At 73.3% G+C, this 23909-nt stretch carries 19 protein-coding genes; 12 read left to right on the forward strand and 7 right to left on the reverse strand.

Annotation, left to right across the window (positions count from 1 at the left end):
- Positions 1-48: 48 nt before the first annotated feature.
- Positions 49-2499 carry a DNA topoisomerase IV subunit A gene (locus tag AB0P06_RS30995; RefSeq protein WP_363613224.1) on the reverse strand — a complete coding sequence of 817 codons (2451 nt, stop codon included), beginning with the start codon at positions 2497-2499 and terminating at the stop codon, positions 49-51.
- 227 nt (positions 2500-2726) lie between these two features.
- On the opposite strand from AB0P06_RS30995, the gene AB0P06_RS31000 reads away from it, so the two are divergent.
- The 3 genes from AB0P06_RS31000 to AB0P06_RS31010 all read left to right on the forward strand — a co-directional run bounded on the left by AB0P06_RS31000 (position 2727) and on the right by AB0P06_RS31010 (position 6984).
- Positions 2727-4088 carry a pitrilysin family protein gene (locus AB0P06_RS31000; RefSeq protein ID WP_363613185.1) on the forward strand — a complete coding sequence of 454 codons (1362 nt, stop codon included), beginning with the start codon at positions 2727-2729 and terminating at the stop codon, positions 4086-4088.
- Positions 4085-5476 carry a pitrilysin family protein gene (locus AB0P06_RS31005; protein WP_363613187.1) on the forward strand — a complete coding sequence of 464 codons (1392 nt, stop codon included), beginning with the start codon at positions 4085-4087 and terminating at the stop codon, positions 5474-5476. The genes AB0P06_RS31000 and AB0P06_RS31005 overlap by 4 nt, the downstream gene beginning before the upstream one ends.
- Before the next feature lie 314 nt (positions 5477-5790).
- Positions 5791-6984, forward strand: coding sequence for an RtcB family protein (locus tag AB0P06_RS31010; protein WP_363613189.1), 1194 nt, complete (start codon positions 5791-5793; stop codon positions 6982-6984).
- Positions 6985-7125: 141 nt separating this feature from the next.
- Here the strand turns inward: AB0P06_RS31010 and AB0P06_RS31015 are convergent, their stop codons facing one another.
- Positions 7126-7407 carry an HPr family phosphocarrier protein gene (locus AB0P06_RS31015; protein ID WP_363613191.1) on the reverse strand — a complete coding sequence of 94 codons (282 nt, stop codon included), beginning with the start codon at positions 7405-7407 and terminating at the stop codon, positions 7126-7128.
- 301 nt (positions 7408-7708) lie between these two features.
- On the opposite strand from AB0P06_RS31015, the gene AB0P06_RS31020 reads away from it, so the two are divergent.
- The 4 genes from AB0P06_RS31020 to AB0P06_RS31035 all read left to right on the forward strand — a co-directional run bounded on the left by AB0P06_RS31020 (position 7709) and on the right by AB0P06_RS31035 (position 13226).
- Positions 7709-10585, forward strand: coding sequence for a GNAT family N-acetyltransferase (locus AB0P06_RS31020; protein WP_363613226.1), 2877 nt, complete (start codon positions 7709-7711; stop codon positions 10583-10585).
- A gap of 94 nt (positions 10586-10679) precedes the next feature.
- The gene (locus tag AB0P06_RS31025) at positions 10680-11279 is read left to right on the forward strand and encodes a DUF5998 family protein (protein ID WP_363613193.1); all 600 of its coding nucleotides are present in this window, start codon (positions 10680-10682) and stop codon (positions 11277-11279) included.
- A gap of 41 nt (positions 11280-11320) precedes the next feature.
- Positions 11321-12508: a nucleotide pyrophosphatase/phosphodiesterase family protein gene (locus tag AB0P06_RS31030; RefSeq protein ID WP_363613195.1), complete on the forward strand. Its 1188-nt coding sequence runs from the start codon at positions 11321-11323 to the stop codon at positions 12506-12508.
- Between the two features lie 61 nt (positions 12509-12569).
- Positions 12570-13226, forward strand: a complete 657-nt coding sequence (locus AB0P06_RS31035) for a thymidine kinase (RefSeq protein ID WP_363613197.1) — start codon at positions 12570-12572, stop codon at positions 13224-13226.
- 3 nt (positions 13227-13229) lie between these two features.
- Here AB0P06_RS31035 and AB0P06_RS31040 read toward each other — a convergent pair whose 3' ends face one another.
- Positions 13230-13979 (reverse strand): VOC family protein, encoded by a 750-nt coding sequence (locus tag AB0P06_RS31040; RefSeq protein ID WP_363613199.1) that lies wholly within the window; start codon positions 13977-13979, stop codon positions 13230-13232.
- A 153-nt stretch (positions 13980-14132) separates the two neighbouring features.
- On the opposite strand from AB0P06_RS31040, the gene AB0P06_RS31045 reads away from it, so the two are divergent.
- A complete protein-coding gene (locus AB0P06_RS31045; protein WP_363613201.1) occupies positions 14133-14993 on the forward strand; it encodes a sulfurtransferase in 861 nt (286 codons plus the stop codon).
- Between the two features lie 77 nt (positions 14994-15070).
- On the opposite strand, the gene sepH is transcribed toward AB0P06_RS31045, so the two are convergent.
- Complete coding sequence (gene sepH / locus AB0P06_RS31050) at positions 15071-16144, reverse strand: septation protein SepH (RefSeq protein WP_363613202.1); 1074 nt, start codon at positions 16142-16144, stop codon at positions 15071-15073.
- 624 nt (positions 16145-16768) lie between these two features.
- On the opposite strand from sepH, the gene AB0P06_RS31055 reads away from it, so the two are divergent.
- Positions 16769-17539, forward strand: coding sequence for a hypothetical protein (locus tag AB0P06_RS31055; RefSeq protein WP_363613204.1), 771 nt, complete (start codon positions 16769-16771; stop codon positions 17537-17539).
- Between the two features lie 34 nt (positions 17540-17573).
- Here the strand turns inward: AB0P06_RS31055 and AB0P06_RS31060 are convergent, their stop codons facing one another.
- Both AB0P06_RS31060 and AB0P06_RS31065 read right to left on the reverse strand, forming a co-directional pair.
- Positions 17574-18896 carry a D-arabinono-1,4-lactone oxidase gene (locus tag AB0P06_RS31060; RefSeq protein ID WP_363613206.1) on the reverse strand — a complete coding sequence of 441 codons (1323 nt, stop codon included), beginning with the start codon at positions 18894-18896 and terminating at the stop codon, positions 17574-17576.
- 103 nt (positions 18897-18999) lie between these two features.
- Complete coding sequence (locus AB0P06_RS31065) at positions 19000-20265, reverse strand: MFS transporter (protein WP_363613208.1); 1266 nt, start codon at positions 20263-20265, stop codon at positions 19000-19002.
- A 129-nt stretch (positions 20266-20394) separates the two neighbouring features.
- Between AB0P06_RS31065 and AB0P06_RS31070 the strand changes: the two genes are divergently transcribed.
- Together AB0P06_RS31070 and AB0P06_RS31075 are read left to right on the forward strand one after the other, a co-directional pair.
- Positions 20395-21552 carry a ferrochelatase gene (locus tag AB0P06_RS31070; RefSeq protein WP_363613210.1) on the forward strand — a complete coding sequence of 386 codons (1158 nt, stop codon included), beginning with the start codon at positions 20395-20397 and terminating at the stop codon, positions 21550-21552.
- Between the two features lie 21 nt (positions 21553-21573).
- Entirely contained in the window at positions 21574-22383 is an 810-nt protein-coding gene (locus AB0P06_RS31075) for an inositol monophosphatase family protein (RefSeq protein WP_363613212.1), read from the forward strand.
- Positions 22384-22535: 152 nt separating this feature from the next.
- Here the strand turns inward: AB0P06_RS31075 and AB0P06_RS31080 are convergent, their stop codons facing one another.
- On the reverse strand, positions 22536-22721 hold the full coding sequence (locus tag AB0P06_RS31080; protein ID WP_363613213.1) for a hypothetical protein: 186 nt from the start codon (positions 22719-22721) through the stop codon (positions 22536-22538).
- A 443-nt stretch (positions 22722-23164) separates the two neighbouring features.
- Between AB0P06_RS31080 and AB0P06_RS31085 the strand changes: the two genes are divergently transcribed.
- Positions 23165-23818, forward strand: a complete 654-nt coding sequence (locus AB0P06_RS31085) for a response regulator transcription factor (protein WP_363613214.1) — start codon at positions 23165-23167, stop codon at positions 23816-23818.
- The last annotated feature ends 91 nt before the right edge of the window (positions 23819-23909 follow it).

Genomic DNA, 23909 nt, shown 5'->3' on the forward strand with positions numbered 1-23909 from the left:
GGGGGCGGGGAACCGGCCTCCGGTGCCCCGCCCCCGCCCCGGACCCTGCTACGCCGGGCCCGCCACCACGGCGATCGGCGCCGTCACCGGAGTGCCCGAGCCGTCACGGCGCGGGTCGCGCTCGGGGAGGTCGACCGGGGCCGCCTTGGCCGTCGCGGCACGGGCCGGGGCCGCGCCCGCCCAGGCGAAGGCGAGGGCGTCCTCACCGCGGAGGAAGCGCTGGCAGCGCACGCCGCCCGTCGCCCGCCCCTTGCGCGGGTACTGCTCGAACGGCGTCACCTTCCAGGAGCTCTGCTCCTCGCCGGCCAGCGTGCCCGTGGTGCCCGCCACCGTGACCACCACCGCGTCCGCCGCCGGGTCCACCGCGGTGAACGACAGCACCCGGGCGCCGTCCGACAGCTTGATGCCGGCCATGCCGCCCGCCGGGCGGCCCTGCGGACGGACCTGGCCCGCCGGGTAGCGCAGCAGCTGCGCGTCCGAGGCGATGAAGACCAAGTCCTCCTCGCCGGTACGCAGTTCGACCGCACCGACCAGCTCGTCACCCTCCTTGAGGGCGATCACCTCGAACTCGTCCTTGTTCGCCGGCCACTCCGGCACCACCCGCTTCACCACGCCCTGCGCCGTGCCCAGCGCCAGACCCGGCGAGGACTCGTCGAGCGTGGTCAGCGCCAGCGCCCGCTCGCCCGCCTCCAGCCGCAGGAACTCGCCCACCGCGGCGCCGCCCGCCAGCGTCGGCGACGGCGTCGGCGGCAGCGCCGGCAGGTCGATCACCGGCAGCCGCAGCACCCGGCCCGCCGAGGTGACGACACCCACGTCCGCCCGCGCGGTGGCAGGCACCGCCGACACGATCACGTCGTGCTTGGCGCGCTTCTCCGACAGCTCGAACGGCTCGCCGTCCGCCGTCCGCGCCAGCAGGCCCGTCGAGGACAGCAGCACCCGGCACGGGTCGTCCGCCACCTCCAGCGGCACCGACAGCGCCGCCGACGGCGCCGCGCCCGCCTCCAGCAGGACCGTCCGCCGCTCGGTACCGAACTGCTTGGCCACCGCGGCCAGTTCGCCCGACACCACACTGCGCAGCCGGGTGTCCGACTCCAGGATCTCGGTCAGCTCCGCGATCTCGGAGTTGAGCTTGGCCTGCTCCTCCTCCAGCTCCACCCGGTCGAAACGGGTCAGCCGGCGCAGCGGGGTGTCCAGGATGTACGCCGTCTGCGTCTCCGACAGCGAGAAGCGCTCCATCAGGCGCTCCTTCGCCTGCGCCGCGTTGTCGCTGGACCGGATGATCGCGATGACCTCGTCGATGTCGACCAGCGCCACCAGCAGACCCTCGACCAGGTGCAGCCGCTCCTGACGCTTGCGCCGACGGAAGTCGCTGCGCCGGCGGACCACCGAGAAGCGGTGGTCGACGTAGACCTCCAGCAGCTCCTTCAGGCCCAGCGTCAGCGGCTGGCCGTCCACCAGCGCCACGTTGTTGATGCCGAAGGTCTCCTCCATCGGCGTCAGCTTGTACAGCTGCTCCAGCAGCGCCTCCGGCACGAAGCCGTTCTTCACCTCGATCACCAGCCGCAGCCCGTGCGCGCGGTCGGTCAGGTCCTTGACGTCCGCGATGCCCTGCAGCTTCTTCGCGTTGACCAGGTCCTTGATCTTCGAGATGACCTTCTCCGGGCCGACGTTGTACGGCAGCTCGGTGACCACGATGCCCTTGCGGCGGGCCGTGACGCTCTCGATCGACGTGGTCGCGCGGATCTTGAAGGTGCCGCGCCCCGACTCGTACGCGTCCCGGATGCCCGACAGACCGACGATCCGGCCGCCGGTCGGCAGGTCCGGACCGGGGACGAACCGCATCAGCGTGTCCAGGTCCGCGTTCGGGTGCTTGATCAGATGCCGGGCGGCCGCGACCACCTCGGACAGGTTGTGCGGCGGCATGTTGGTCGCCATGCCGACCGCGATCCCGGTCGCGCCGTTCACCAGCAGGTTGGGGAAGGCGGCCGGCAGCACCATCGGCTCCTGCTCGCTGCCGTCGTAGTTCGGGCCGAAGTCGACGGTGTCCTCGTGGATCGACTCCACCAGCGCCATCGACGCCGCCGTCAGCCGCGACTCGGTGTACCGCATCGCGGCCGGCGGGTCGTCGTTGCCCAGCGAACCGAAGTTGCCGTGGCCGTCGATCAGCGGCAGACGCATCGAGAACGGCTGCGCCATCCGGACGACCGAGTCGTAGATGGAGGCGTCACCGTGCGGGTGCAGCCGGCCCATCACCTCGCCCACCAGGCGGGCGCACTTGACGTGTCCGCGGTCCGGCCGCAGGCCCATCTCGTTGGCCTGGTAAAGGATCCGCCGGTGCACCGGCTTCAGACCGTCCCGCGCGTCGGGCAGCGCACGCGAGTAGATCACCGAGTAGGCGTACTCCAGGAAGGAGCCCTGCATCTCGTCCACGACGTCGACGTCGAGGATCCGCTCCTCGAAGTCTTCGGGCGGCGGGGTCTGCGAACTGCGGCGGGCCATCGCGGCGGGGCTCCCTTGCGTCTCGTCTGCGTCTGTCATCGGCTGGTCGTCAACAGGGCTCAGCGCCCCCATTGTGGACCCTCACGCCGACACTCCCAGCCAGCGCCCCTCTTCCGCCCCTGGCGAACGCCCTGTCCGCGCGGACACATCCGCGCCCCCCGTGCGTTGCACCACAATGGGGGACGCCACACGAACCCCGACATCGACGACGGGAAGGACCCGAGCGCATGGCCAACCCGGCCCCCGCATCAGCCTCCACCGGAGGAACTGGCGCTGCCATCGCCATCACCGAGCACCGCCTGGCCAACGGCCTGCGTGTCGTCCTCTCCGAGGACCACCTCACCCCGGTCGCCGCCGTCTGCCTCTGGTACGACGTCGGCTCCCGCCACGAGGTGAAGGGCCGCACCGGGCTGGCCCACCTGTTCGAGCACCTCATGTTCCAGGGCTCCGCCAACGTCTCCAACAACGGCCACTTCGAACTGGTCCAGGGCGCCGGCGGCTCCCTCAACGGCACCACCAGCTTCGAGCGGACCAACTACTTCGAGACCATGCCCGCCCACCAGTTGGAGCTCGCGCTCTGGCTGGAGGCCGACCGGATGGGCTCGCTGCTCGCCGCCCTCGACGAGACGTCGATGGAGAACCAGCGCGACGTCGTCAAGAACGAGCGCCGCCAGCGCTACGACAACGTCCCGTACGGCACCGCCTTCGAGAAGCTCACCGCACTCTCCTTCCCCGACGGCCACCCGTACCACCACACCCCGATCGGCTCCATGGCCGACCTGGACGCGGCCACGCTGGAGGACGCCCGCGCGTTCTTCCGCACCTACTACGCGCCCAACAACGCCGTCATCTCCGTCGTCGGCGACATCGACCCCGAGCAGACCATCGCCTGGGTCGAGAAGTACTTCGGCAGCATCCCCGCCCACGACGGCAAGCAGCCCCCGCGCGACGGCACCCTGCCCGACACCATCGGCCGTGAGATCCGCGAGCTGATCCGCGAGGACGTCCCGTCCCGCGCCCTGATGGCCGCCTACCGCCTCCCGCACGACGGCACCCGCGAGGCCGACGCCGCCGACCTGGCCCTGACCATCATCGGCAGCGGCGAGTCCAGCCGCCTCTACAACCGCCTGGTCCGTCGTGACCGCTCCGCCGTCGCGGCCGGCTTCGGCCTGCTCCGCCTCGCCGGCGCACCCAGCCTCGGCTGGCTCGACGTCAAGACCTCCGGTGACGCCACCATCGAGCAGATCGACAGGGCCGTCGACGAGGAGCTCGCCCGGTTCGCCGCCGAGGGCCCCACCCCGGCCGAACTCGAGCGCGCCCAGGCCCAGATCGAGCGCGAATGGCTCGACCGTCTCACCACCGTCGCCGGCCGCGCCGACGAACTCTGCCGTTTCGCCGTCCTGTTCGGCGACCCGAAGCTGGTGAACGAAGCCCTCCCCAAGGTCCTCGACATCACCGCCGAGGAGGTCCAGGCCGTCGCCAAGACCCGGCTGAACCCCGAGAACCGGGCCGTCCTCGTCTACGAGCCCACCGCCGACGACGAGACCGCCGCCACCGCCGAGACCGACGAGGAGGGCGCTGCCGCATGAGCACCGACTACGTCCCCGCCATGACGTTCCACCCCCAGCCCCAGCCCGGCACCCCCAGCCCGTGGGCGTTCCCCGCCCCCGAGCGCACCGCCCTCGGCAACGGCATCACCGTCCTGCACTGCCACCGTCCCGGCCAGCAGCTGGTCGCCGTCGACGTCCTCGTCGACGCCCCGCTCGCCGCCGAGCCCGAGGGCCTCGACGGCATCGCCGGCATCCTCGCCCGCGCCCTCAACGAGGGCACCGATACCCTCAGCGCCGAGGAGTTCGCCGCCGAGCTGGAGCGCGCCGGAGCCACCCTCGACGCGCACGCCGACCACCCGTGCATCCGGGTCTCGCTGGAGGTCCCCGCCTCCCGCCTGGCCCGCGGCCTCGGCCTGCTCGCGGACGCGCTGCGCGCCCCCGCGCTGCCCGAGGACGAGATCGAGCGGCTGGTCGCCAACCGCCTCGACGAGATCGTCCACGAGCAGGCCAACCCGGCCCGCCGCGCCGCCAAGGCCCTGTACGCCGAGCTCTTCGACGGCGCCGACCGCCTCTCCCGCCCCCGCGGCGGCACCGCGGAGACGGTCAAGTCCATCGACCGGGCCGCCGTCAGGGCCTTCTACGAGGCCCACATCCGCCCCGCCACCACCACCGTCGTCGTGGTCGGCGACCTCACCGGCGCCGACCTGCCCGCGCTGCTGGAGGCCACCCTCGGCACCTGGACCGGCTCCGCCGCCGCGCCCAGCGTCCACGCCCCGGTCACCGGCGACGACACCGGCCGCGTCGTCATCGTCGACCGTCCCGGCTCGGTGCAGACCCAGCTGCTCATCGGGCGCATCGGCCCCGACCGGCACGACCCCGCCTGGGCCGCTCAGATCCTCGGCACCTACTGCCTCGGCGGCACCCTCACCTCCCGCCTGGACCGCGTCCTGCGCGAGGAGAAGGGCTACACCTACGGCGTCCGGGCGTTCGCCCAGCCGCTGCGCTCCTCGGCCGACGGCAGCGGCCGCTCGCTGCTCGCGATCAGCGGCTCGGTGGACACCGCCTCCACCGCCCCGGCGCTCGCCGACACCTGGACCATCCTGCGCACCCTCGCCGCCGAGGGCCTCACCGACGCCGAGCGCGACGAGGCCGTGCGGTTCCTGGTCGGCGTCGCCCCGCTGAAGTACGAGACCGCGGGCTCGGTCGCCGGCACCCTGGCGGACCAGGTGGAGCAGCATCTGCCGGACGACTACCAGGCGGAGGTCTACCGGCAGCTGGCGGAGCTGCCGACGGCCGCCGCCACCGAGGCCGTCGTGGCGGCCTTCCCGCCGGAGCGCCTGGTCACGGTCCTCGTCGGCGACGCCGCCACGATCGCCGGCCCGGTGCGCGAGCTCGGCATCGGCGAGGTCACCGTGGTCAGCGCCTGACGTCCGGCGCCCGAACCCCGGCACCCGGCGTGCCGAACGGGGCCCGGTGGAGTGTTTCGCTCCGCCGGGCCCCGTCGCGTTAATTCCCTTGCGGGGGCTGTTCGCCGCATGGGTAGATATCCCCTGGCACACACGGACGAAAGGAGGCGGTCACATGCGGGTCGAGCAAGCCATACGGCGCTCCCCGAGGCCGTCCTCCCGATGTGCCCTGGGCGCCTGAGCGCCCTCCCACGCTTCTCCCGAGCCGCACCGGGCTTCTCCGTGCGGCACCCCGCCTAGGCTTGAACCAACCGACCTTTGGAGGTCGTTCCGCCATGCCGTACACCGAGGTACCCGGCGTCCGGGTTCCGATCCGGATGTGGACCGACCCGGCCACCGTCGAGGGCCAGGCCATGCAGCAACTGCGCAACATCAGCTCGCTGCCCTGGCTGCACGGCCTCGCCGTGATGCCCGACGTCCACCTGGGCAAGGGCGCCACGGTCGGCTCCGTGATCGCCATGAAGGGCGCCGTCTGCCCGGCGGCGGTCGGGGTGGACATCGGCTGCGGGATGAGCGCGGTGAAGACCTCGCTCACCGCCAAGGACCTGCCGGACGACCTCTCCCGCCTCCGCTCCAAGATCGAGGAGGCCATCCCGGTGGGTCGCGGTCTGCACACCGACCCGGTCGACCCGCGCAAGCTGCACGGCTTCGCCACGGTGGGCTGGGACGACTTCTGGCAGCGCTTCGACGGCGTGGCCCAGGAGGTCAAGTGGCGCCGCGAGCGGGCCGCGCAGCAGATGGCGACCCTGGGCGGCGGTAATCATTTCATCGAGTTGTGTGTTGATGACACCGGCGCCGTCTGGCTGATGCTGCACTCCGGTTCTCGCAACATCGGCAAGGAGCTGGCGGAGCACCACATGGGCGTCGCCCGTTCGCTGCCGCACAACCAGGGGCTGATCGACCGTGATCTCGCGGTCTTCATCGCGGACACCCCGCAGATGGCCGCCTACCGCCAGGACCTCTTCTGGGCCCAGGAGTACGCCAAGAACAACCGGGCCCTGATGATGGCGCTCTTCCAGGACGTGGTCCGCCGTGAGTTCCGCCGGGCGAAGGTCACCTTCGACGAGGTGATCAGCTGCCACCACAACTACGTCAGCGAGGAGCGCTACGACGGTGTCGACCTGCTGGTGACCCGCAAGGGCGCGATCAAGGCCGGCTCCGGTGACTTCGGCATCATCCCGGGCTCGATGGGCACCGGCTCGTACATCGTCCGCGGCCTGGGCAACGAGGCGGCGTTCAACTCCGCCTCGCACGGCGCTGGCCGCAAGATGAGCCGGACGGCGGCGAAGAAGCGGTTCACCACGCATGACCTGGCCGAGCAGACCAAGGGCGTGGAATGCCGCAAGGACAGCGGGGTGGTGGACGAGATCCCCGGCGCCTACAAGCCGATCGAGAAGGTCATCGCCCAGCAGAAGGACCTCGTCGAGGTCGTGGCGCACCTGAAGCAGGTGGTCTGCGTCAAGGGCTGACGCGGGTGGCGCGGCCCCTCTGATGACTCCCGGGGTGGCCCGGCGACGGCGGCGGGGCCGTGCGGCCACCGGCCGTGTCGGGAGCCGGTCATGCCGCGAGGGGTGCACCGCGATGGCGGTGCACCCCTCGTGTGACGGTGCTCAGGCGGCGGCCGGCAGCTCGTCGAGGCCCTCCTGGACCAGCTTGGCGAGGCGGTCCAGGGCCTGGTCGGCGCCCTCGGCGTCGGAGGCGAGGACGACCTCCTCGCCGCCCTGGGCGCCGAGGCCGAGCAGCCCGAGCATGGAGGCGGCGTTGACCGGGTTGCCGCCGGGCTTGGCGATGGTGACGGGCACGCCGGTGGCCGTGACGGCCCGGACGAAGATGGAGGCGGGACGGGCGTGCAGGCCCTCGGCCCAACCGATGGTGACGCGGCGCTCAGCCATGAGACGTGCCTTTCCGGTGAAGCTGTCACGGCCGTGCTCGGGGTGGCGGCCATGTTGTCTAGACCAGTGTTGCACGCAGGTGACCCCTCCGAGCCGCCGCGTTCGGGACTTGTGATTGTTTCTTTCGGGGGCATAAGCCCCGGCCAGTGGCCCTGTCCACCCTGCCGCGAGCACACACCCGACGCCATTCGGCTCGCCGCCGGATAACCTGACGAATGTGGACGACTCCGCGGCACCGCGCCCCCAGCAGGACCCCGGCCAGACCCCCCGTCGGGACCTCGTACAGGCCTCCCGAACGGACCTGAAGCGGGACCCGCAGGACACCGAACCGGACTACCCGCAGCACTGGGAAGCCGACATCCTGTTGCGCGACGGCGGCACGGCGCGGATCCGGCCGATCACACCCGCGGACGCGGGCCGGCTGGTCGAGTTCTACGAACAGGTCTCGGACCAGTCCAAGTACTTCCGCTTCTTCGCGCCCTACCCCCGGCTCTCCGACAAGGACGTCCGCCGCTTCACCCACCACGACTTCGTGAACCGGGTCGGCCTCGCCGTCGTGATCCGCGACCGCTTCATCGCCACCGTCCGCTACGACCGGATCGACGCCGACGGCCGGCCCTCCATCACCGGCACCGACGCCGAGGTGGCGTTCCTGGTGCAGGACGCCCACCAGGGCCGCGGCGTGGCCTCGGCCCTGCTGGAGCACATCGCGGCGGTGGCGCAGGAGCGCGGCATCCGCCGCTTCCAGGCCGAGGTGCTGCCGGAGAACCGCAAGATGGTGAAGGTCTTCACCGACGCCGGCTACACCCAGCACCGCAGCTTCGCCGACGGCGTGGTGCACCTGGAGTTCGACCTGGAGCCGACCGCCGCCTCACTCGCCGTCATGCGGGCGCGCGAGCACCGTGCCGAGGCGCGGTCCGTGCAGCGGCTGCTCACCCCGCGCTCGGTGGCGGTGCTCGGCGTCTCGCGCAATCCGCAGACCGTCGGCCGGGCGATCCTGCGCGACCTGCTCGGCGACTTCACCGCCAAGAACCGCGACTCCACCGCGGATGACGGCGACGGCACCGCCCGGGACGGCGACCCCACCACCGGAGACGGCCGCACGGTCTACGCGGTGAACCGCAACGCCCCGCCCGGCACCGAGCTGGACGGCGTCCCGGTGCACCGCTCGATCCTGGAGATCCCCGGGCCGGTCGACCTCGCGGTGATCGCCGTCCCCGCCGCCGCCGTCCCCGCCGCCGTCGCCGAGTGCGGCGCGCACGGCGTGCAGGGCCTCGTGGTGGTCACCGCCGGGTACGCCGAGACCGGCCCGGAGGGCCGCGACCGCCAGCGCGCCCTGGTCCGCCAGGCCCGCGCGGCCGGCATGCGGGTGATCGGCCCGAACGCCTTCGGCCTGATCAACACCGACCCCGACCGGCCGCTCAACGCCTCGCTCGCCCCCGTCCTGCCCGAGCGCGGTGGCTTCGGCATCTTCTGCCAGTCCGGCGCGATCGGCGTCGCCCTGCTGGAGGCCGCCCACCGGCGTGGCCTGGGCGTCTCCTCCTTCGCCTCGGTCGGCAACCGGTCCGACGTCTCCGGCAACGACTTCCTCCAGTACTGGGCGGAGGACCCGGCCACCGACGTGGTGCTGCTCTACCTGGAGTCCTTCGGCAACCCCCGCAAGTTCACCCGGATCGCCCGCCGGCTCGCCACCGCCAAGCCGATCGTGGTCGTCAAGGGCGCCCGCCACACCGGCAGCCTGCCGCCCGGCCATGCCGTCCCGGCCACCGCCACCGGACTGCGCGACGCCACCGTGGACGCGCTGTTCCAGCAGGCCGGGGTGACCAGGGTGGAGACCATCACCGAGCTGTACGACACCGGCGAGCTGCTCGCCCAGCAGCCGCTGCCGGCCGGCGGCCGGGTCGCCGTCGTCGGCAACTCCGACTCGCTCGGCCTGCTCACCCACGACGCCTGCCTCAGCGCCGGCCTGCGCCCCCGGACGCCCGTCGACCTGACCACCGCCGCGACCGGCGAGAACTTCCGGATCGCCCTGGACGTGGCGCTCGGCGACCCGGCGGTGGACGCGGTGATCGCCGTCGCCATCCCGCCGATCGGCACCTCCGCCCACGCCTTCATGGGCGGCCGGCTGACCGGCCCGGACGACCCCGAGATGGGCTCGGACGACCCGGAGATCGCCGCCGCCCTGCTCGACGCCGGCCGGCGCGCCCAGGAGCTGGGCAAGCCGCTGCTGCTGGCCCACCTGGCGCTGACCGACCTGCCGGCCCGGCTGCGCCCGGGCGGCATCCCCGCCTACCCCGCGCCCGAGCGGGCCGTCCGTGCCCTCGCGCACGCCGTCCACTACGCCGAGTGGCGCCGCCGGATGGCCGAGGCGGAGGAGACCGCCCGCGTACCCGAGCTGGACCGGATCGACGAGGGCGGCGCCCGCGCCCTGGTCGAGGCCGCGCTCAGCACCCGCACCGCGATCGCCGCCCGCACCCAGCCCGGCGGCGCCCGGATCACCCTGCCGGACGCGGACACCGCCGGGCTGCTCGCCCACTACGGCATCGACGTCCACCCCACCCTGCCCGCGCCCGACGAGGAGACCGCCGTCCGGGCGGCCGCCACCCTCGGCTACCCGGTCGCGCTCAAGGCCACCGCCCCGCACCTGCGCCACCGGCCCGACCTCGGCAGCGTCCGCCTCGACCTGACCGGCGAACCGGGGCTGCGCCGGGCCCACCGCGAGCTGGACGCGCTGCTCGGCGGCGCCGCCCAGGCCGAGCTGGTGGTGCAACGGCTGGCCCCGCGCGGTGTGGACACCGTGATCGGCGCCACCGTGGACCCGGCGGTCGGCGCGATCCTCTCCTTCGGCCTCGCCGGCGCCCCCGCGGAACTGCTCGGCGATGTCGCCCACCGCCTGGTGCCCGCGACCGACCAGGACGTGGCCGGGCTGATCCGGGAGGTCCGGGCGGCGCCGCTGCTGTTCGGCTGGCGCGGCGCCGAGGCGGTGGACACCGGTGCCCTGGAGGAACTGCTGCTGCGGGTCTCCCGACTGGTCGACGACATTCCCGAGGTCGCCTCGGTGGACCTCGAACCGGTGGTCGTCGCCCCGCACGGCCTGGCGATCCTGGGGGCGCGGGTGCGTATAGCACCTCTGCCCGTCCGAAGCGATCTGGGCCCGCGCGCCATGAGCACGCTGTAACCTTCCTTGGTTGCGCCCTGCTCGGGGGCGCTGTCGTCCGGAAGCTCGGCGCCGCGCCGCCCGCTTCGTCGGCGGACCATGCCAGGATGGAGTTATGGCGAAGACCGGTACCACCACCACTCAGGACCTGCGCTCGGCGATCGAGCGCAGTGGCTACTACCCGGCCCTGGTGTCCGAGGCGGTCGAGTCCGCGGTGGGCCCGGAGCCGATCAGCTCCTACCTGGTGCACCAGGAGACCACTTTCGACGCCAACGAGGTCCGCCGGCATGTCACGGTGCTGGTCCTGACCCCGACCCGGTTCGTGGTGAGCCACACCGACGAGCAGACCGGCGACGGGGCCGGCCCCGCCGTGCCGTACGCGACCACCTCCACCGAGAGCGTGCGTCTCGACCGGATCGGTTCGGTCGTGGTGAGCCGGATGGTCGCCAACCCGGAGACGTACACCCCGGGCACCCTGCCGCGCGAGGTCGTGCTGACCATCGGCTGGGGCGCCGTGCAGCGCCTGGACCTGGAGCCGGCCGGCTGCTCGGACCCGAACTGCGAGGCGGACCACGGCTACACCGGTTCGGCCACCGCCGACGACCTGTCACTTCGGGTCAGCGAGGCGGGGGACGGCCCGGAGACGGTCGCCCAGGCGCTGGTGTTCGCCCGCGCGCTCTCCGACGCGACGATCAGCACCGCCCCGCGGGCCTGAGCGGCGACGGACCGGAAAGCCAGGGAACCAGACCCACCGATATGTCCTTCGCACCCGCCGACGGTTACGACGCCTTCGAGATCCTCGACCCTGCCGGAGCCCCCGCGCCCCCGTACGGCAGCGGTTCGCTCTGCGACCTGCTCCCCTCCGTGGCGGCCGGGCTCGGCGTCCCCGGCTTCACCGCCACCCTGCCGATCGCGCCCGCCGACCGGGCGGTGGTCTTCCTGGTCGACGGTCTCGGCTGGGAGCTGCTGCTGCGCCATCCCGAGTACGCGCCGTTCCTCTCCTCGCTGGTCGGCAGCTCGCTGGGCGGCACCGGGCGCCCGTTGACGGCCGGCTTCCCGTCCACCACCGCGACCTCGCTGGCCTCGGTGGGCACCGGCACCCCGCCGGGCCTGCACGGCCTGGTCGGATACACCGTGGCGGTGCCCGGCGCCGGGTACCTGATGAACCAGCTGCGCTGGCAGCCGCCGACCGACCCCGGCACCTGGCAGCCGTACCCGACGGTCTTCGAACAGACCCACGCCGCCGGGGTGGCGACCGCGCAGGTCTCCTCGCCGCTGTTCGCGCAGACCCCGCTGACCCGGGTGGCGCTCTCCGGCGGCACCTTCCTCGGCCGCACCACCGGCGAGGAGCGGATGGACCAGACCGCCCGCTGGCTGGCCGAGCACGACCGGGCCCTCGTCTACACCTACGTCAGCGAGCTGGACGGCGCGGGGCACCGCTTCGGCGTGGACTCCGACGAGTGGCGGATGACGCTGGACGCGGTGGACCGCCTGGCCCGGCGTCTGGCCGAGCAGCTGCCGCCGCGCTCGGCGATGTACGTCACCGCCGACCACGGCATGATCGACATCGCGCCGGAGGACCGGATCGACTTCGACGAGGACTGGGAGCTCGGCGCGGGCGTCGCCCTGCTCGGCGGCGAGGGCCGGGCCCGGCACGTGTACGCGGTGCCGGGGGCGGCCGCCGATGTGTACACGGTCTGGAGCGAGGTGCTCGGCGACCGGATGTGGGTGGCCACCCGGGACGAGGCGATCGCGGCCGGCTGGTTCGGCCCGTCCGTGGACGACCGGGTCTACCAGCGGATCGGCGACGTGGTCGCCGCCGCCCGGGACGACATCGCGATCACCGCCTCCCGCAACGAGCCCGGCGAGTCCGCGATGATCGGCCTGCACGGCTCGATGACCCCGGTGGAGCAGTTCGTGCCCCTGCTCGAAGTCCGCCGGTAGGAGGTCTGTTCGATGAACCAGGCCCCCAACTCCCTTGATGTGAAAGGCCTCTGCACCACCCATGGCTGAACTGGTGTTCTTCTCGGGCACGATGGACTGCGGGAAGTCGACGCTCGCGCTCCAGATGGACCACAACCACGCCGCCCGCGGCCGGCAGGGGATCATCCTCACCCGCAACGACCGGGCCGGCGCGGCCACCGTCTCCAGCCGGCTCGGCCTGCGTACCGAGGCGGTCGAGGTGACGGACGACTTCGACTTCCACGCCCATGTCGTGCACCGGCTCTCGGCCGGCGGCCGGGTGGACTACCTGATCTGCGACGAGGCCCAGTTCTTCGCCGCCGAGCAGGTCGACCAGCTGGCCCGGGTGGTGGACGAACTCGGCATCGACGTCTTCACCTTCGGTATCGCCACCGATTTCCGCACCCGGCTCTTCCCCGGCTCACAGCGGCTGATCGAACTCGCCGACCGGGTCGAGGTGCTCCAGGTCGAGGCCCTGTGCTGGTGCGGCGCGCGGGCCACCCACAACGCCCGTACGGTCGGCGGCGTGATGGTGGTCGAGGGCGCCCAGGTCGTGATCGGCGACATCTCGGTGCGCGAGGACGAGGTCGGTTACGAGGTGCTCTGCCGCCGTCACCACCGCCGCCGGCTGACGGCCGCCACCGCCCGTGCCTCGGTGCTCTCCCCGGACGTCCTGCCCTTCGAGGAACAGCAGGCCTGAGCCCTATCCGGTCTGCAGGACCGAGAAGTGGCCGCCCTGCGGGTCGGCCAGCCGGGCGACCCGGCCGCGTTCGGTCTCCTGCGGCTCCACGAGCACCCCGCCCCCCAGCTCGACCGCCCGACCGGCCGTCAGCGCGGCGTCCCGGACGGCGAAGTGGACCCGCCAGCGCGGCGGATGCCCGCGCAGCTCACCGCTGTGCCGGATGCCCGCCACCGGCCGGCCGTTCACCAGCAGTGCGGACCCGCCGGCCGAGGACTCCACCGGCCGGCCGAGCACCGCGCCGTAGAAGGCGGCGGAGCCCGGTTCGTCCGGGGTGAGCAGCTCGGCCCAGGCCGGGCCGCCGGGCTCGGGCCCCGCCTCCCGGCCGAGGTGTTCCCCGCCCTCCCAGAGCCCGAAGACGGCGCCGGACACGTCGGCCGCGATCGCCAGCCGCCCGGCCTGCTCCGCCTGGAGCGGTCCGACCGCGACCGTGCCACCGCACTCGCGCACCTGCTGGGCCGTCCGGTCGGCGCTGTCCACCGCGAAGTACGTGGTCCACTGCACCGGGAAGCCCGTCACGGAGGAGACCCCGAGACCGGCGACGGGTGTGCCGCCCAGCTCCGCCCGGACGTACGCGCCGAGCTGGCCGGGGCCCGGGGTGTACGTCCAGCCGAGCAGCCCGCCGTAGAAGGCGCGGGCACCGGCCAGGTCGTCGGTCATCAGGCTGACCCAGCACGGTGTGCCCTGGGCCAGCCGGAGTTTCACCGCGGGCATGCGGGCCTCCTCAGGGGCGGTTGGCGCACGAAGGCGCGCACGTGAGGGTGATGGTTCCACCCTGGCGCGCGTCGAACCCTCGGGCCGCGCGGAAAGTCCGGCAAAGACCGCACAAAGAGCCTCGCGGCGGTCGCGCTGCGCGAGAATGACCGCATGACCACCAATAACGACGGGTCCCCGCTGATCTCGGCGGCCGGTCTGCGGGAGGCGCTCGCCTCCGACCGTCCGCCGGTCCTGCTCGATGTGCGCTGGCAGCTCGGCGGCCCGCCCGGCATCGAGGACTACACGCTCGGCCATCTGCCCGGCGCCCACTTCGTCGCCCTGGACCAGGACCTCGCCGCCCCGGCCGGCCCGCCCGGGCGCGGTGGGCGCCACCCGCTGCCCGACCCCGAGGAGTTCGGTGCCGCGCTGCGCCGCTCCGGTGTCTCGGCCGGGCGCCCGGTGGTGGTGTACGACGGCGCGACCTCGCTGGCGGCGGCGCGGGCCTGGTGGCTGCTGCGCTGGGCCGGCCACCCGGAGGTCCGGGTGCTGGACGGCGGATTCGCGGCCTGGCAGGCGGCCGGCCTGCCGGTGACCGCCGAGGTGCCGGAGCCGGCGGAGGGCGACTTCAAGCCGGTGCCCGGGCAGCTGCCGACGGCGGACGGGGACGGCGCCGCCGCGCTGGCCCGCACCGGTCTGCTGCTGGACGCCCGCGCGGGGGAGCGCTACCGGGGTGAGAGCGAGCCGATCGACCCGCGCGCCGGCCACATCCCGGGGGCGCTCTCCGCGCCGACCACCGAGAACGTCGGCCCGGACGGGCGGTTCCGGCCGGCCGCCGAACTGGCCGAGCGGTTCCGGGCGCTGGGCGCGGGCGAGCGGGAGACCGCGGTCTACTGCGGTTCGGGCGTGACGGCGGCTCACCAGATCCTGGCGCTGGCGGTGGCGGGCCTGCCGGCCGCGCTGTACCCGGGCTCGTGGAGCGAGTGGTCGAGCGACGCCACCCGCCCGGTGGCGGTCACCGGGCAGCCGGGCTGATCCCGGCACGACGAACACGACGAACACGCGAAGGAGGGGGCGCCGACCTGGTCGGCGCCCCCTCCTTCGTCATGCGTCTACTCCTGCTTCTTGCGCCGGCTGCCGAAGACGATCTCGTCCCAGCTCGGCACGGTGGCCCGGCGGCCGGGCCGTACGCCGTCCGCCTCGGCCTGCCGGTCGGTCGTGCCGACCAGACGCTCCCGGTGCGGGGCGACGGCGCGCGGCATCAGGATGTCCGCGTACGCCGAGCCCGCGCCGACCGCGGGTGCGGCGGCGGCCGGCTCCTCGGTCTCCTCGGCGACCTCGGCGGCCACCGGCTCGATCGGGGCGGGGCCGACCGCGAGGTCGCCCCGGAAGGCCGGGACGACGTCGAGCAGGCTGGTCAGTGAGTCGCGGGACTCCGCCGTGGCCTCACGGGACTCACGCACCTCGCGGGACGACATGATGCGGTCGGCCGAGGGCCGGTCGATCATCGGGCGCGGCGGCCGCTCCTGGGGGAGCCGGGCGATGCGCGGGATGAACGGGAAGACCGACTCCTCCTCGCGCTCGACGTTCTCGCCGATCAGCGCGCGGGCCTCGTCGTCGTTCGGCTGGACCAGGCGCCGGGGCGGGTCGTACGTCCAGGAGGCGCTGCGGCCCTCGCCGTCGGCCCGGTAGGAGAGGATGACCTCCCAGGTGCCGTCGTCGCGCCGCCAGGAGTCCCAGCGTTCGGTGTCCTTCTCGGCGCCGCGCAGCGCGAGCCGCTCGGCGACGGCCTCGCCCAACTGCGGTCCGGTGGACTCGCCGTGCCGGCGGATCGCGGTCTTGCGGGCCCGCTCGGCCATGAAGGCTCGCTCGGCCAGCACCGGTCCCTCGAAGCGGCGGACCCGGTCGACGGAGATGCCGGCCGCCTGCGCGACCTCCTCAGCGGAGGCACCGGCTCGTATCCGCGCCTGGATGTCACGGGGGCGGAGATGGCTCTCCACCTCGATCTCGATCTGGCCGAGGCGCGGACGGTCACCACGGATGGCGGCGCGCAGCCGCTCATCGATGGGAAGGGTGTACTCCGTGCTGTCGGCGGCCTTGAGCACCAGCCGTGTGCCGTCGTTGCTGACGGCCACAACCCGCAGTTCGGGCACGGTTACCTCCCGGGTGGTGCCTGCCGACGTCACCTGCGTCGCTGCTCCCGTACTGAGTGTGGCCTGCCCACTCGCGACTGGCCACAACCTTGCTGAGTTCCCCGGCGTGTCGGGCTTACGCCCGGGAACGCCACTGTGGCACGGTTGCCTTTTTGCCACGTCATCCATCGACGTCGCGTCTGGGTGTCCCGGCCGTCCTCGCACGAGCAGTGACGCGACGATCCGGGACGGGCGTCGCCGTGCGTGCCTGCGCCGTGGCTCTTTGTCCAGCTGCCGGTTGAGGGGCAGTCGACAAGTCGACCCAAGGCTCAGGCTTTACGAACAGTACTCCATTCGTGGCATCCAAAGGGGCGGCTCGCCGCTCAAGTCTCCCGCGATTTACGGGAATCTCAAGAGCGTGCCCCTCCAATGGCCGACGACCGATCGGGGAACGGTGATCATCTTCACATATATCGACCGCGGAGAACCGCATTTTCGACCCTTGTGTCCTTCTTTGTGCAAGATGGAGTGACTTGTTCGAGGAACAGTCGTACGGACCGAGGGATGTTGATGCCGGAGCGGAAGGCCGTCGAGGAGGGCGGCAAGGAAGGTCTCAAGCGAATTGATCTGAGTGTGGCTCAGGTCGCGGCAAGCGCACTGGCAACCGTGGTGGGGGCCTTGCTGGCTTCCGAACTCGGGGTGTACGGAACGATTCTGGGCGCGGCGGTGGTCAGCATCGGCGCGACCACCGGTGGCGCGGTGTTCCAGCACATCTTCAAACGCACCGGTGAGCAGCTGCGCGAGGCGGTGGACCGGACCGGTCCCGGGCCGGCGGTGAACGGGCTGCGCCAGGTGCCGGCCGACTCCCCGTCCGCTCCGGTCACCCGGCCGCGGCTCTCCGAGGAGTGGAACGAACCGCGGACGGTCCGGGCGCGTCGGCGGTGGAGCTGGAAGACGTACGCGGCGGTCTCCTCGCTGGTGTTCGTCCTGGCGATGGTGCCGATCCTGGCCTTCGAGCTGGCGACCGGGCAGCCGGTGTCGGCGACGGTGAAGGGGGAGTCGGGCAACGGCACCTCGCTGGGCGGCACGGTCGGCACGAAGCCGTCGAGCCCGCCGGCTGACGCTCCGTCGCACGGTCCGTCGAGTCCGCCGTCCACGGGCGGGCGCGCCCCGGAGGCCTCGCCGTCCGCCGGCGGTGGCGCCTCGGCGCCGACGCCCTCCAAACCCGGTCCGGACCAGGGCTCCAGCCCGGGTGCGGGGACCGACGGCGGCGGCAAGGCCTCGCCCTCGGCGGGCCCGAGCGCGACGCCGTCCGCCCAACCGACCCCGTCGGGTGGCACCGGTGCGAAGCCGTCCGGCGCGGCGAGCCCGCAGCCGCCCGTTCCCAGCGGTGCGGCCGCCGGGGTCTCCCCGCCGCCCGCCGCCCCGACCGGAGAGCCGGCGCCGTAGGGCGGGATCCGCCCCGGGAACCGCCGGAGCGGCCCTACGCCCCGAGCACCCGCCGCAGATAGTCGTTGCCGAAGACGCGCCGCGGGTCGAGTTCGTCGCGCAGTGCGGTGAACTCGGCGAAGTGCGGGTACACCTCGCGGAGGTAGCCGGCGTCCCGGGTGTGCAGCTTGCCCCAGTGGGGGCGGCCCCGGTGGGCGGTCATCAGGCGTTCGACCTCGGTGAAGTAGCCCTGGTCGGCGGTGCCCCGGTAGAGGTGGACGGCGATGTAGGCGGTGTCCCGGCCGCCGGCGGTGGAGAGCCAGAGGTCGTCGGCCGGGGCGAAGCGCACCTCGACCGGGAAGCTGATCCTCCAGTCGGAGCGCTCGATCAGGGCCCTGAGCTCGCGCAGCACCCCGGCGGCCGCCTCGCGCGGCACCGCGTACTCCATCTCGACGAAGCGGACCTTGCGCGGGCTGGTGAACACCCGGTACGCGGTGTCGGTGTAACTGCGGTCCGACCAGGCGCGGCTGGCCAGGGAGGCGATGGCGGGGACGGACCGGGGGAAGCGCCGGCCGACCCGGCAGGCGCCCTCCCAGACGGTGTTGGAGAGGAAGTCGTCCTCCAGCCACTCCCTGAACCGGGGCAGTGGGGCGGCCGGACCCTGGCTGCGGTTGTTGCGCTTGGTGGAGCAGCGGTCGGTGTGCGGGAACCAGTAGAACTCGAAGTGCTCGTTGACGGCGGTGAGGTCGTCGAGCCGGTCCAGCACCTCGTCGAAGCGCATCGGCTGCTCGTGGGCGGTGAGCAGGAAGGCGGGCTCGACCGCGAGGGTGAGCGCGGTGATCACGCCGAGCGCGCCGAGACCGAGCCGGGCGCCCTGGAAGAGCCGCGGGCTCTCGGTGGGGGAACAGCGGTGGACGCTGCCGTCGGCCAGGACGATCTCCAGTGCCCGGATCTGGGCGGCGAGCGAGCCGGAGTCCCGTCCGGTGCCGTGGGTGCCGGTGCTGGTCGCCCCGGCGACGGTCTGCACCTCGATGTCGCCCATGTTGGTGAGCGAGAGGCCGGCCGCGGCGAGCAGCCGGTTGAGCCTGGCCAGCGGCAGGCCGGCCTCGACGGTGACGGTGCCGGCCGCGCGGTCGATCTCCCGGACGGCGGTCATCGCGTAGGGGCGGACCAGGACGCCGTCACCGGCCGAGGCGATCGAGGTGAAGGAGTGGCCGGAGCCGACGGCCTTGACCGTCCGGCCCTGCTCGGCGGCGCGCAGGATCTCCCTGGCCAGCTCCTCCGCCGTCCCCGGGGTGACCACCTTGGCGGGCCGGGCACTCTGGTTGCCGGCCCAGTTGGTCCAGCGGGTCCGGGGGGCGGTACTGGCCTGGGGCATGCGGTGCCTCCTGCTCCGTGGCCGAACGGTGTCGGCGCGCTCAGGGGCGGCCCGGCCGCCCTACCCGCGGGTAGACCCGCGAGTAGGGAGGAGAGTAGTCAGTTCACCGTTCGAGGTCTACGGTCTGCGCGGGGGTCTCGACGGCCTCGCCGGCCGCAGCGGTGGAGAGCCCGCCGCGCAGCCGGGGCAGGCCGATCAGAGCGGTGACGGCGCCGAACACCCCTGCCGTCAGCGGCACCCAGTAACCGGCGGCGGCCCCGGACGCGTCGATCACCCAGCCGCCGGCCGAGGAGCCGAGGGCGACGCCGAGCGCCAGCCCGGTGGTGGTCCAGGTCATGCCCTCGGTCAGCTTGGCGGCCGGGACGAGCCGCTCGACCAGGGCCATCGCGGTGATCAGGGTGGGGGAGATGGCGATACCGGCCACCAGCAGCGCGGCGCCGACCGCGACCAGCCCGCCGACCCCGTGCACCCACTCGGCGACCAGCAGCAGCGGCAGCATGCTGAGCGCCATCAGCACGACGCCGCCGAAGAAGCGTCCGGCCATCGAGCCGTTGAGCTTGAGGGTGCCGAACACCACGCCCGCCAGGCAGGAACCGAGGGCCCAGAGCGCGAGCACCACGCTGGCGACGGCCTTGTGGCCCTGCTCGTCGGCGAAGGCCACGGTGACGACCTCCACCGAGCCGAAGATCGCGCCGGTGGCGATGAAGGTGAGGACCAGCACGACGAGCCCGCCGTTGAAGATCGCGCTGCCGCCGCTCTGCGCGGCCGCCGGGTGGACCGGGGGCTCGGTGCGGCGCTGCGCGGTGAACATCACGATGCCCACCGCCAGGGCGACGCCGGCCAGCATGACGCCCGACTCCGGGAAGACCGTGGTCGCCAGGCCGACGGCGAGGATCGGGCCGACGATGAAGCAGACCTCGTCGACCACGGCCTCGAAGGAGTACGCGGTGTGCAGTCTGGGCGCGTCGTCCCGGTAGAGGTGCGCCCAGCGGGCCCGGACCATCGCGCCGGTGCTCGGCATCACGCCCATGCCGGCGGCGAAGACGAACAGCGTCCAGACCGGCGCGTTGTAGTGGGCGCAGAGCAGCAGCCCGGTCGCGGCGACGACGGTGATCGCGGCAGCCGGCAGGGCGACCCGGCGCTGTCCGTGGCGGTCCACCAGCCAGGAGACCAGCGGTCCCAGGACCGCGGCGGACAGTGCCAGCACCGCCGATACCAGGCCCGCCACCCCGTAGGAGCCGCGCAGCTGGGAGAGCATGGTGACGATGCCGATGCCGGTCATGGAGATCGGCAAGCGGGCTATGAAGCCGGTGGAGGAGAAGGCCAGACTGCCGGGGGCGGCGAATATCTGGCGGTAGCTGGACAGCACGGGAGCTCCGTCGAGGGTAAGGAACGAGGCTGGCCCAGACAGCTTACGTACCTTGGCAAACCGTATTTTCCGGACACCCTACGCGGCCCCGCCGACGTCACCGGCCCCCGCAGTGGCAGGATCGGTCGCATGTCCGACGTGCGCAATCCCTCGCCTTCCGGCACCGCTCAGGCTGGGGCCCAGCCCTACGACGCGCTGCTGCTGCTCTCCTTCGGCGGTCCCGAGGCCCCCGAGGACGTCGTCCCGTTCCTGGAGAACGTCACCAGGGGCCGGGGCATCCCGAAGGAGCGGCTGAAGGAGGTGGGCAAGCACTACTTCCTGTTCGGCGGGGTGAGCCCGATCAACGAACAGAACCGCGAGCTGCTGGCCGCGCTGCGCAAGGACTTCGCCGAGCACGGCCTGGACCTGCCGGTCTACTGGGGCAACCGGAACTGGGCCCCCTACCTGGTGGACACCCTGCGCGAGATCGTCGCCGACGGGCACCGCCGGGTCGCCGTCCTCGCGACGAGCGCCTACGCCGGCTACTCCGGCTGCCGCCAGTACCGCGAGAACCTCGCCGACGCGCTGGCCGCGCTCGCCGCGGAGGGGCTGCCCGGGCTCCGGGTGGACAAGCTGCGGCACTTCTACAACCACCCGGGCTTCGTCCAGCCGATGATCGAGGCCACCCTGGCCGCCCTGGAGCGGCTGCCCGCCGGGGCCCGCCCCGGCGCCCGGCTGGCGTTCACCACCCACTCCATCCCGGACACCATGGCCGAGACCTCCGGCGCCCCGGACGACCCGGCGCGCGGCCGCCCCGGCGGCGCGTACGTGGCCCAGCACCTCGACGTCGCCCGGCTGATCGCCGAGGCCGTCGCCGAGCGCACCGGCGTGACCGACCGCCCCTGGGAGCTCGTCTTCCAGAGCCGCAGCGGCGCCCCGCACATCCCGTGGCTGGAACCCGACATCTGCGACCACCTGGAGGCCCAGCACGCCGACGGCGCGCCCGCCGTGGTGATGGTCCCGATCGGCTTCGTCTCCGACCACATGGAGGTCAAGTACGACCTGGACACCGAGGCCGCGGCCAAGGCCGCCGAACTCGGCCTGCCGGTCGCCCGCGCCGCGACCGTCGGCGCCGACCCCCGCTTCACCGCCGCCGTGCGCGACCTCGTGCTGGAGCGGGCCGCCACCGAGCGCGGCGAGACCGTGACCCGCTGCGCCCTCGGCACGCTCGGCCCCAGCCATGACGTGTGCGCGGTGGCCTGCTGCCCCAACCCGCGCGCCCCCCGCCCGGCCGTCGCCGAGCGCTGACCCCTTCCCGAGGAGACCCCCGTGCCCAGCCCGAGCCCCGAACTGCTCGACGAACTGCTCGATGTCGCCCTGGACGCCGCCCGGCAGGCGGGCGCCCTGCTGCGGGACGGCCGGCCCGCCGACCTCGGCGTGGCGGGCACCAAGAGCAGCCCGGTGGACGTGGTCACCGAGATGGACCTCGCCTCCGAGAAGCTCGTCCTGGAGCTGATCTCCGACCGCCGCCCGGACGACGGCTACCTCGGGGAGGAAGGCGCCGAGCGGCCCGGCACCAGCGGGGTGCGCTGGGTGGTCGATCCCCTCGACGGCACGGTCAACTACCTGTACGGACTGCCCTCGTGGGCCGTCAGCGTGGCCGCCGAGCTGGACGGCGAGGCGGTCGTCGGCGTGGTGTACGCGCCGGCCCGCGGCGAGCTGTTCCACGCGGTGCTCGGCCGTGGCGCCCACCTGGACGGCCGGCCGATCGCCGCCCGGCAGGCCCCGCCGTGGGGGCAGGCGCTGATCGGCACCGGCTTCAACTACGTGCAGCCGGTGCGGGTCCGGCAGGCCGAGGTGCTGCTCGCGCTGATGCCCGAGGTGCGTGACATCCGCCGGGGCGGGGCCGCCGCCGTGGACCTCTGTGACGTCGCCGCGGGCCGGCTGGACGGCTACTACGAGCGCGGGCTGGCGCCCTGGGACCGCGCCGCCGGCTGCCTGATCGCCGCCGAGGCGGGCGCCCAGGTCGGTGGCCGCCCCGGGCAGGGCCCCGACGGCGAGCTGACCGTCGCCGCCGCGCCCGGTGTCTACCAGCCGCTCCAGGAACGGCTGGCCGAACTGCGCGCCTGGGCCGACTGAGTGGCGGCCCGGGTTCCGGGCCGGCCCCTCTCCCGGGCGGGCGCGGAACCCGGGCAGCGAAGAGCCCTGGCATACGGGGAATGCCAGGGCTTGAGGTTTCGCACGGCCCCCGCAGGGCCGCTGGTGCCGGAGGTCCGGCGCGGGTGGACGGGTCAGGCGGCGGTGCGGTGCCGCCCGAGCACCGTGTCCACGCCGTGTTCGGCGGCGAGCCGGCGGAGATCGTCCAGCTCGGACTGCTCCACCTCGGCCAGGAATTCGTCCCCGGCCTCGATCGCGCGGTGCAGGTCCTGCTCGGCGTTGGCTATGCGCTGCAGGATTCCGGCGGTGAAGGCGTCCATACGGGCCCCCTTACTGTGTCGGACGTGCACGTTCGTGCGTCCCCCGCCCCAGGGTGATGGTGGCCGGCGGAAGCGTCCGAGCCGGCAGGTCGGAATCTCCGGTCGGGCGCGGAGACGGCCTTCGGCCGCTCCCGGCGACGCCCCAGCCCCAGGGCCGGCGCGGATGAACGCACGGCGGGTGGGTGCGATCGGCCAGTGGCCAGATCGCGGGTGTGCAGCACTCCTCCCCCCGCCCGGGCCGGGGAAACCTCCCGGGGCGAGAAAGTTGCCTGTGTCACAGTCCAAGCGGAGTGTTCCCGACACGAATCGTGACCGGCGGCCCCGCGCGGGGCCCTGCCTCCGGGGCAGCTTATCGCTGCTTTACCGCTGGACCAGGCAGGATGGAGGCACCGTCGGAGCCGTGCGTCCGCTTCCGGGGCCGGCCTGGAGAAGGGACAACCACCGTGCGGGTTCTCGTCGTCGAGGACGAGCAGCTGCTCGCCGAGGCCGTCGCCACCGGCCTGCGCCGCGAGGCGATGGCCGTCGACGTGGTGTACGACGGGGAGGCCGCGCTCCAGCGCATCGCGGTCAACGACTACGACGTGGTCGTGCTCGACCGGGACCTGCCGCTGGTCCACGGGGACGACGTCTGCCGCAGTGTGGTCGACCAGGGCCTGGCCACCCGGGTGATCATGCTGACCGCCTCCGGCGACATCAGCGACCGGGTCGAGGGCCTGGAGATCGGTGCGGACGACTACCTTCCGAAACCGTTCGCCTTCAGTGAACTCGTCGCCCGGGTCAGGGCACTGGGCCGCCGGGCGACCGTCCCGCTGCCGCCGGTGCTGGAGCGGGCCGGCATCTCGCTCGACCCCGGCCGCCGCGAGGTGATCCGCGAGGGGCGGACCGTCCAGCTCGCCCCCAAGGAGTTCGCCGTTCTGGAGGTGCTGATGCGGGCCGGCGGCGCCGTCGTCTCCGCCGAGCAGCTGCTGGAGAAGGCCTGGGACGAGCACACCGACCCGTTCACCAACGTGGTGCGCGTCACCGTGATGACGCTGCGCCGCAAGCTCGGCGATCCGCCGGTGATCGTTACGGTTCCCGGCTCCGGCTACCGGATCTGACCGGACCACTTCACTTCTGAACCGGATCCCTTCGGGTCCGACTGTCACGCGCCCGCCCCGGCGGACGCTCCGAGAGGACGATCATGACCAC

This window comes from Kitasatospora sp. NPDC088351, assembly GCF_040685575.1.
Lineage (GTDB): Bacteria > Actinomycetota > Actinomycetes > Streptomycetales > Streptomycetaceae > Kitasatospora.